This window comes from Virgibacillus sp., assembly GCF_013393565.1.
GTDB lineage: Bacteria > Bacillota > Bacilli > Bacillales > Amphibacillaceae > Virgibacillus > Virgibacillus dokdonensis.
This window is the reverse complement of the sequence record NZ_JABXHF010000107.1, coordinates 1-9208: the sequence shown is the minus strand read 5'-3', so window position 1 is coordinate 9208 and position 9208 is coordinate 1. Positions and strand designations below refer to the sequence as shown.

Annotated in this window: 12 protein-coding genes; 7 read left to right on the top strand and 5 right to left on the bottom strand. The window is 33.5% G+C overall.

The genetic code is table 11. The annotated features are described in order from the left end of the window. Positions 1 to 170: 170 nt before the first annotated feature. Positions 171 to 359, bottom strand: a complete 189-nt coding sequence (locus HLX49_RS16520; protein ID WP_077704461.1) for a YbbN family protein — start codon at positions 357 to 359, stop codon at positions 171 to 173. Between the two features lie 634 nt (positions 360 to 993). Then, entirely contained in the window at positions 994 to 2523 is a 1530-nt protein-coding gene (locus HLX49_RS16515; RefSeq protein ID WP_077704458.1) for a glycine betaine uptake BCCT transporter, read from the bottom strand. Between the two features lie 595 nt (positions 2524 to 3118). On the opposite strand from HLX49_RS16515, the gene HLX49_RS16510 reads away from it, so the two are divergent. From HLX49_RS16510 to HLX49_RS16500, 3 genes are all read left to right on the top strand, one after another. After that, positions 3119 to 3982 (top strand): polysaccharide deacetylase family protein, encoded by an 864-nt coding sequence (locus HLX49_RS16510; RefSeq protein WP_101934063.1) that lies wholly within the window; start codon positions 3119 to 3121, stop codon positions 3980 to 3982. A 434-nt stretch (positions 3983 to 4416) separates the two neighbouring features. After that, positions 4417 to 4524, top strand: coding sequence for a GapA-binding peptide SR1P (locus tag HLX49_RS16505; RefSeq protein WP_077704453.1), 108 nt, complete (start codon positions 4417 to 4419; stop codon positions 4522 to 4524). Positions 4525 to 4985: 461 nt separating this feature from the next. After that, on the top strand, positions 4986 to 5255 hold the full coding sequence (locus HLX49_RS16500) for a UPF0223 family protein (protein ID WP_077704451.1): 270 nt from the start codon (positions 4986 to 4988) through the stop codon (positions 5253 to 5255). Positions 5256 to 5326: 71 nt separating this feature from the next. Here the strand turns inward: HLX49_RS16500 and HLX49_RS16495 are convergent, their stop codons facing one another. Next, complete coding sequence (locus tag HLX49_RS16495; RefSeq protein WP_077706909.1) at positions 5327 to 5959, bottom strand: YktB family protein; 633 nt, start codon at positions 5957 to 5959, stop codon at positions 5327 to 5329. A 473-nt stretch (positions 5960 to 6432) separates the two neighbouring features. Between HLX49_RS16495 and HLX49_RS16490 the strand changes: the two genes are divergently transcribed. Then, the gene (locus tag HLX49_RS16490; RefSeq protein WP_077706908.1) at positions 6433 to 6621 is read left to right on the top strand and encodes a hypothetical protein; all 189 of its coding nucleotides are present in this window, start codon (positions 6433 to 6435) and stop codon (positions 6619 to 6621) included. 245 nt (positions 6622 to 6866) lie between these two features. Further along, positions 6867 to 7676, top strand: coding sequence for an inositol monophosphatase family protein (locus HLX49_RS16485; RefSeq protein ID WP_296363258.1), 810 nt, complete (start codon positions 6867 to 6869; stop codon positions 7674 to 7676). A 4-nt stretch (positions 7677 to 7680) separates the two neighbouring features. On the opposite strand, the gene HLX49_RS16480 is transcribed toward HLX49_RS16485, so the two are convergent. Further along, the gene (locus HLX49_RS16480) at positions 7681 to 7851 is read right to left on the bottom strand and encodes a DUF5325 family protein (RefSeq protein ID WP_296363256.1); all 171 of its coding nucleotides are present in this window, start codon (positions 7849 to 7851) and stop codon (positions 7681 to 7683) included. Between the two features lie 153 nt (positions 7852 to 8004). On the opposite strand from HLX49_RS16480, the gene HLX49_RS16475 reads away from it, so the two are divergent. Next, a complete protein-coding gene (locus HLX49_RS16475) occupies positions 8005 to 8307 on the top strand; it encodes a YlaH-like family protein (protein ID WP_077704445.1) in 303 nt (100 codons plus the stop codon). A gap of 107 nt (positions 8308 to 8414) precedes the next feature. Here the strand turns inward: HLX49_RS16475 and HLX49_RS16470 are convergent, their stop codons facing one another. Further along, positions 8415 to 8618 carry a YlaI family protein gene (locus HLX49_RS16470; RefSeq protein ID WP_077704442.1) on the bottom strand — a complete coding sequence of 68 codons (204 nt, stop codon included), beginning with the start codon at positions 8616 to 8618 and terminating at the stop codon, positions 8415 to 8417. 53 nt (positions 8619 to 8671) lie between these two features. On the opposite strand from HLX49_RS16470, the gene HLX49_RS16465 reads away from it, so the two are divergent. Continuing rightward, positions 8672 to 9082: a hypothetical protein gene (locus HLX49_RS16465; protein WP_296363252.1), complete on the top strand. Its 411-nt coding sequence runs from the start codon at positions 8672 to 8674 to the stop codon at positions 9080 to 9082. The last annotated feature ends 126 nt before the right edge of the window (positions 9083 to 9208 follow it).

Below are 9208 nucleotides of genomic sequence, written 5' to 3'. Positions count from 1 at the left end.
TTGTATTATTCTTTTATTTGTCATAAATCAATAATACATGAGAGCAGACCCTTTGTGGTCTGTTTTTTTGTGTATACACAAAAAAGCTGTTACACAATCAATTACCTGATTGTGCAACAGCCCCTTTTTAGCATTCCATTAAATATTCTATGTTTATTAATCTTACTTTTTTACATTAGTTTTTCAAGTTTACTAATGATTACATGTTTAGGCGTTTGACCACTAATTCGTTCAATAGTTTTTCCGTCTTTTCTGATAATTAAAGTAGGATACTTAGGATCTATTTTCTCATCAATCTCATTCAAAGCTGTTTTTCTTGTGTTTACTTTGCTAAATTCGGTTGGGAAATTTGCTTTCACCTCAATGATAGCATCAAAATATTGATTTTCTACCGAATCATTCGTTTGGTGTGTATAAAAAAAGATATCATATTTTTTTGGTTGAAAGGAAATTACGTTAATAGTAGAAGCATTGAACGTTTTGCAGCCATTTACTAGTACACAAACAATTACTAAAAAAATAATTAGTTTTTTAATTGTTGGTCACCCACTTGTCATGTAATGTCGATAGCTTTAGTTTATCAAATTTAGATAGACTGAAGTTTTATGTCATGCAACTGTTATAAAGTTGATAATGTGCTGTTAGAGGTAGTAATATAAGATATCTAAAAGTAAAAAATGTTACATTACGATTTCCCTATAATAAAATGAAGTAAACGTAGTCCTTTTGCTGAAGTAATTCAATTAAGAAATAGAAATAGGAGAGAGAAAGGTAATATTAGAAGAAAAACTATTTAAGCGGTGTACAGGTATCTTTAAAGGTAAGATGAATATAAACCTTTAACCTAACAAATAAGGTGTTGAAACGCTCCTATTTCAAGAATGGGAAGATATATGAAGACTAAGTTGGAGATAGCGGTGCCTAAATATTTTCATTATGATGAAAGCCACAGTTTTGTGTCCTATTATTGTAGAAAAAGCTAGAGCATGAGCTCTAGCTTTTTCTTTTCGTTGCTAAGTTATGGTCTTTGGCTTCTTGCCGGAAGGACTTGACAAGAGAAATGATCACTAAAATCATTATAATGGCAAAAGGAAACGCTGCGATTATCGAGGCTGTTTGTAAAGCATTCAAGCCACCTTGCCATAACAATACAGCTGCAGCACTTGATTGAATAATACCCCATATAAACTTAACTGAATTGGCTGGATCTAAACTTCCGCCAGTAGTTTGCATTCCAAGAACAAATGTAGCAGAGTCGGCAGAAGTAATAAAGAAAGTACAAATTAATAAGATAGCAAGAATGGATATAAAGGTACCAATAGGAAAATGTTCCAACACAGCAAATAATGCTGTCTCTTCACCAAACTCATTAATACTCTGCATGATATTTGCACCTTGAGTCGTTTCTAAATGAATAGAAGATCCTCCGAATACTGAAAACCATAGAGCACCGAAAATGGTAGGTACGAGCAGTACGCCTAAGACAAACTCTCTTATAGTTCTACCTCGAGAAACTCTTGCTATAAAAGTACCTACAAATGGTGCCCAAGCAATCCACCAAGCCCAATAAAAGAATGTCCAGTTATTTAGCCACGTAGAATTCTCCTCATTGAAAGGGGTCATACGTAAGCTCATGCTAGGTAGGTTTTGTACATAACTACCTAATGTTGTAGTAAAGTAATTCATTATAAAGTTGGTTGGACCTAAGACTAATACGAACAACATTAGTAATACTGCTAAAGCAAGATTAGCATTACTTAAATACTTAATTCCTCTATTTAGCCCTGTCATGGCTGAAGTCATATATAATACGGTCACAATCCCAATGATTATAAGTTGGAGGGTAATAGTTGATTCTAATCCGGTAACGTATGAGAGACCGCCGCTAATTTGAATAGCTCCTAAGCCAAGTGATGTAGAAACGCCAAATATAGTGGCGAAAACAACGATGAAATCAATCGATGTCCCCCATAAACCTTTAATTCGATCACCAAAGAGCGGTTCAAGAATGGCACTAACAACACCTGGTGCCTGTTTGCGGAATTTAAAATAGGCTAACGCTAAGGCGAGAGTCGCGTAAATAGCCCAGGGATGAATCCCCCAATGGAAGAAACTGTATTGCATCGCTGTTTTAGCTGCATCATTTGTTTCTTCAGCTCCAAATGGTGGATCATGAAAGTGGGATAAAGGTTCGGCAGCTCCCCAGAACACAAGACCAATCCCCATACCAGCGCTAAATAACATAGCAAACCATGTTAAATAGTTGTATTCCGGCTTGTCTCCAGGTCGGCCTAGTTTAATATTGCCATATTTTGAAAAAATGAGATAGATCGCAAAAATAACAAATGAAGTTGCACTCAATAAATAGAACCAACCAAACTCATCTACGAGAAATGTCTGAATTGTATTCGTGACATTGTCTAAGTTGGCATTTGGCAATACGTCTTCCGGAATGATTCCCCAAATAATGAAAAGTACTGCAGCAATTGCTGAAATATAGAATACTCGCGTTACTTTCTTCACAAAAATAATCCTTTCTATTTTTATTTTTTTGGAAAACTATGTAGACGTACTTATTGTATTAAAACATAAGCACAAAGATTGTTCAAATAACAAACCTTGCTATTTTACTATATCCTTCCTCTAATTAATCATACTTAAAAAAGCTCAAAACTTGTCATCATGCATTTTCTAGTTGCAGTTATATGAAAAAACAAAGAAAATAATTGATGCGTATTTGAATGATTTTTTATATTTAAATAATTCTTTCGATAATTATACGGAGTTCAAAATCGTTATTAAAGTGGGTAAAATGTTCGTTGTATTTTAATAAAGAACTCCTAAGACTTTCAATTTAATTGTAGGACGAAAGCTAGACAAGCCGGTAGTAGTGAATATTAGCAGCACTTAATTCCCTTTTTTTAGCTATAGGAAAGCATAAGATTTTTTTGATTTATATAAAAAAACGAAGAATTTCGTCATCGATAAGTCAAGTTTTTCTAAGAAGTCCTTTAGGTCATCATAAACAAGAAAAATGTAGATTTTTGTTGTCATTTATTTTCCAGCAATCTATAATAGAAGTTGACACTTTAACAGGAGCTCGGACAGGAGGAACTATATGAAGAAAGCTATACTAGTGGTTACTTTCATCTTCATTGGACTATTCATAGTCGCATGCGGTTCGAGTGATGAAAAATCGCAACCAGCACATGCAGATAAGGCTGAAGAAAATAAACAGGATCAACGTAAGGAAGAACAGAAGCCACAAAAAGAAGATAACCAAACAGAGAAAAGTGTGGTAAACGAAGCCCCTAACCCTAAGTATAAGGTTTCGGACAATGCTACGATAGTACCAATTGATGAGAATACCAATGAAAAAGTAGTTTTGTTAACAATTGATGACATACCAGATAAGCATGCGTTGGATATGGCTAAGACATTAAAAGAGCTAGAAGCCAATGCAATATTCTTTGTAAATGGACATTTTTTAGAAACAGAAGAACAAAAGGATATGCTAAAACAAATCCATGAGATGGGTTTTGTTATCGGAAACCATACATATAGCCACCCTAAGTTACCAGATTTGACTGAGCAGGAACAGACAGAAGAAATTGTTCGTGTGAATGATCAAATTGAAGAGGTTATTGGAGAACGCCCGAAATTCTTCCGTGCCCCTCATGGTATGAATAGTGTCCACTCCAGACAAGTGGCTAAAGAACAAGGAATGGTCGTTATGAACTGGACATATGGGTATGATTATTTCGCGCCATATCAAGATGCTACTAAACTGAAAAAAGCAATGGTAAGCGGAGAAGGTCCAGAAGCGGGGGTTGATTATTCCCTACTAAAACCGGGAGCCAATTTGCTAATGCATGATCGGGAATGGACAAATGAAGCATTAGCAGATATTGTTAAAGGATTAAGGGATAAAGGGTATGAGATGGTTGATCCTAAACAAATTCAAACGTTAAGTAAACAATAAGTAGTTATTTTAAATAGAAAGTCTCCACATCATTGTATTTCTGATTCATATTTATTTGAGTTAGAAGTATTTGTTCCTGTGGAGGCTTTTTACTGTTTCGATTAGGGTATATACCGCCATATATAAGACGAATGCAGCCCTTCTACAGCATTTCATTACGAAGAGAAATAAAGTGGAGCTATCAGTGTTCCATTTTTGATATACTTTGGTTTTTAAGTGCTAAATCTACGCTAATAACCTTATAAAAAGGTTCATATCTTTAACGAGGATAGGGAGAACAGAGGAATGCATTATCGTATAATACTGCTTCAAAATGGTAAAAGGCAATTATCGTCCATAATGTAAAAAAAGTGTTATACTAATTAGGCTTGATTTTTAAAATGTGACATATTATAATATGAATACGTTATCATTATGAAGAGGAGTTGGATTTAATGGGTACAATAGTTTGTCAAGATTGCCAAACAATTATTGAGCAATATGAAGAAGAAAAAGTAACAACTCTTTATGGTACTTGTCCAACGTGTCGTGAAAATAAATAAGCATAAGAACAAAGGCCTGTGAGCGCCCGTTTAGTAACGTAGCTAATGGAACGAATCTATTGAGATAAAGGAATCATGCCACTAAAACAGGGGTATGCTGACGTCGGGCGGCAAGCCCGTTTTTAGTCGTTCTTCCTCTTAGTGACAACTGATGATGACTTATCGTAGGAAGATTTCGTGAAGTCGCTAAATGCTGAGCGCCGGAAGTGACTATTCGATTGTTTCATTACTACAAGCACCATATTATAATAAAAAAGCTACCCTTGAGGTAGTTTTTTATTAATGGAATTATTATTACCATGTCTTTAAAATGAGATAGTAAAATAAAAAATGTTTAGTTAAGGAACTTGGAATAGGGTACATTTTCTTAAATCTTGTATGAAGATACTTGCATGCCCTCAATTTTTTTGATTAAACTGAAGGTGTGGGAATGAAATGAACGTGTATATGGAGGAAGTAATTTGAATTATCACTATCCAATTGACAATACATGGACAAAAGAAGAAATTATTTATGTTGTGCAGTTTTTCAGCTTAATTGAGCAGGCATATGAAAGAAAGGTTGAAAGGAAAGTTATAATAGCAGCTTACCGGAAGTTTAAACAAGTAGTTCCTAGTAAAAGTGAAGAAAAGAAGTTGTTTGCTACTTTTAAACAAGGTTCGGGATATTCTAGCTTTCATGTACTTAAATATGTAAAGATAACCGAAGACCATTTTATAAAAATGAAGTAGAAGAGAGAAGCATTTGTAGAGCTTCTCTCCTTTTTTAATATTCTTTACGTTGGACAATTAATAAATGATACTTATTTTGTATAATTAGTTTTGCTTTGTAGAGCCAGTTTATAAAAAGGTATCAATGGATGAACAGTAGATTTTAACTCCTCTATAAGGATATTTCCGTCATAAATGCGTTCATCATGTTTGGCAAAATGCTTCCCAATTAAAAATTCCGCTTTCTTCACATCTCTAAACCTTTCTACATCTTTTTTATCTAATTCTAATAGTGGTTTGGCATCTTTTTTAGTATGATCTAATGAATACATAAAACTTTGAGGAAGTTGTTTTAATTGGTCAAAATGGTTTAAATAGGTTTGTGCAATTTTTGATTTATGGTCTAACTCATAAATAAGCGCTAACCATACAAATACATGATCATCGAATACACCTACTTGAAAATGCGGGTGTTTTTTATATCCTCGTTTATTATCAGCTACAGCTAACCACGTATCTTGAGGGGGATTGACTGTTCTTCTAGCATGTTTAGCAATATGTAGAAACATTTCATTCCCAAGCTGTGCAGCTAAGAAATCTACTAGTTCATTGCCAATCTGTTGAAATTTTGGTTGGATTCTTGTTTGAATTGCTTCCATTCTTTCTCCGAGGCCTTCAATATAAAATGTATCAAAATCTGCTTTCTCAAATCCTTTAAAGGTCATCATCATCGTCCTCTCCTATAAAATATCGTTAATATCCCTGCTTTAAAGCATTAGAGGGACTTTAAATCGTGATAGTATATGCTGAATTTGTTTAGTTGCTGAGTTTGGGCTGTATATACATGAAAAATTATTTCTACATGTAGCAGTGTGCTTAAATACGGATAGGAATATCTGCTGATAAGGTTTGCCACTTATCATTTAAACAAGTTGCCTAAATGAAATAAGCTATGCCTATTTGATTATCATTATTTAATATGTAAAAGTACAAGTCAAGTTATTCACGTTATGTTGTATAGTAGCATTTTGTTTTAACGAGTACATCGTAGCCTGAGATATATTTCAAATTTAGGTTTAAATGAAAATAAATTTAAGAAACTGGATGTTACTTGTCGAACCAAATAGGAAAACCAATCATAAATATATTTAAAGTAAACTTTTGGAATAAAAAGTATTTAACGAAAGGATGTGAAAATGTGAAGTACGTATTAGGAACATTATATAAAGAAAAATCATTGGACAATTTGCAGGTCATTCGTATGGAAATTGATTATGAATTGTTAACACTTTATGACGCGATGAAAAAAGAAGATGCAATTGAAATAATAAAAAGCAAAGAACGGCTCATTTGCTTAAGAAAGCAATGGTTGGATTTAAAAGCATAATAATGTAGATGAGATTTTTATTGCAAGCTTATTGTTAATAATACATGTATCATAGTAAGATGTATATCATCTGTTGTATCCTATAAATAGCCTTCATTCGGAAATGGCCGATATGATATTAAATAAATAGGTGAGAAAAATTAAAACAATAAATTTTAACTAGTTCCCTTAATTAGCTAAACTTCATGACGGCGTATTTAAAATTTGGTACTATTATATGTAGAATTGAATGGAGGAGTATACAGATGAACAAAGCGCAGCGTGATATGATTTTTTCTCAAGCTACAAAGTGGATATACGAAGCAGGCGAGCAAATAAGGCAACAAATTCATAATCCATTAACTATTGATACAAAATCAAATGCGAATGATTTAGTAACTGAGATGGATCGTTCAACCGAAGCTTTTCTCGCAAACAACATTAAATCTACGTTTACTGATCATTTTATTTTAAGCGAAGAAGGATACGGTGATCAGCTAGATTCCATGAACGGTATCGTTTGGATTATTGATCCTATTGATGGCACGATGAATTTTGTCCATCAAAAAAGGAATTTTGCGATTTCAATCGGTATTTTTAATAATGGTATTGGAGAAATCGGACTTATTTATAACGTAATGGAAGATGTATTATATAGCGCAAAAAGAGGAGAAGGTGCTTATAAGAATAATAAGAAGCTTCCACAACTTCATCGTGATATCCTTTTCGAGGAAGCAATCGTTAGTATGAATCACTTTTGGCTATGTGAAAACCGTCTCGTTGACGAAAAATGGATGCAAAAGCTTGTAAAAGATGTGAGAGGGTCGAGGACTTACGGTTCGGCGGCATTGGAATTTGCATTTGTCGCAGAAGGTATTATCGATAGTTATTTAACATTGAGTCTGTCACCGTGGGATTATGCAGCGGGAATGGTCATTATTAGCGAAGTTGGAGGAGTAACAACTACTATAGATGGCGATACACTCGACATGCTTTCAAAAACATCTGTCGCTTCTGGAAATCCATTAATTCAAGAGAAAATTATAGCTAATTATATAAAAAAAGCAAGGAAGTGATTTGTCACTCCCTTGCTTTTTTTAAACGAATCCCAGTTCCCATCAACGTAAAACCTAATAATAAAAATAAAACCACCAACCAAGTATTACGATAAGCTATAGCAGCACCTACGCCGACAAACATGCCAATTACAAGTATTGCTAAAAGCAGCATCGGTATATTTAACTTCTTCATTCCCAATCCACCTCTTCTTCAACTTCTAGTATAAATGAATGAAGACGAGAATTCAAAATGTATTGCATTATTTGATAAGATTATAACTGGCGAAACATAATAGATTTTAGTATGATGGAATATGGAAATGAGATAGATAACAGGGGGATGGCTATGGAAGGAAGTTTTAGCTTTGTGTTCAATTTTATTTTAGAACAATTCGGTACAGATCATATGTTTTTGACGTTATACATTTTGAACTTAATTTTTAGTATTATTTCATTTAAACTTGGATTTGCAAGAAAGCTTACCCTTATAAAAACAATAATTGTATATATCATGCTTGCTTTGGGAGTTTATTTATTAACTATTTTTAGTATATTTCAACTTCCGATCACGGAAAGCTTAATCGTGATATCACTTGTATTAGCAATTTATCGTTTTCGTTTATATCAAGAAAGAAAAAATCGCTCGTAACTTATATTTTCATATTTCGTTTTAACTATGGAAATGAATTTGAAGCTCAAGAGGATGCGTTAAAAACCCAGAAGAAACTTAATCTTCTGGGTTTTTATATTCTAAAATTAAATAAATTCATCAACGGGTTTTTTTTCTGAATATAAGCGGAACTTACCTGTTGCATGTCTTGCCAACGTCTTTTTTTCAACTCTATCGTAGCACGTCTGACATAAGTGCATAAGGATTCTTTTATTTCTTAAGCGTTTTGCTTCAAAGCAATGATCATCAATGCTTTCAACTGAATCGCAAATGGTACATTTCACTTGCATATTTTCACCCCAATGTCAAAGAATAAATAGGACAAGTATATAATTTATTCAGCATGTTTTATGAAAGATTTGAGCTGCATACGTATTTTGTTTATGAATTAGTATATCACAATTTTATGTTTGGGCAAATTGTGAAAAGGGTAAGGATATATAAGAAGAAAAGAAAGGACGATTCGATGAAGAAAAAATATTTATACTCTGCTGGTGCCGCAGGAGTAATTGGAGCTACAGTTGCTGGGTACTTTCTAAAAAACAAAGATAAAAGAGATAACGTAAAAAGGAAAGTTAAAAATTATCAGAATAGTATCCGTTCTACTCTTGAAGAGGCGGGTGTACCAGATCAGTCAGAGGATAAAGGTTTGGAACAACTTGAAAATGCAAAAATGGTATCGGAAGGTTCGCAGTTTGGCGTTCAATATTACAATGAAAATAAAGAAGCTAATACAAGTGAGTACCAACAATAAAAGGGGCTGTTGCACAATCAGGTAATTGATTGTGTAACAGCTTTTTTGTGTATACACAAAAAAACAGACCACAAAGGGCCTGTTCTCATGTATTATTAATTTATGACCAATAAACAAATAACACAA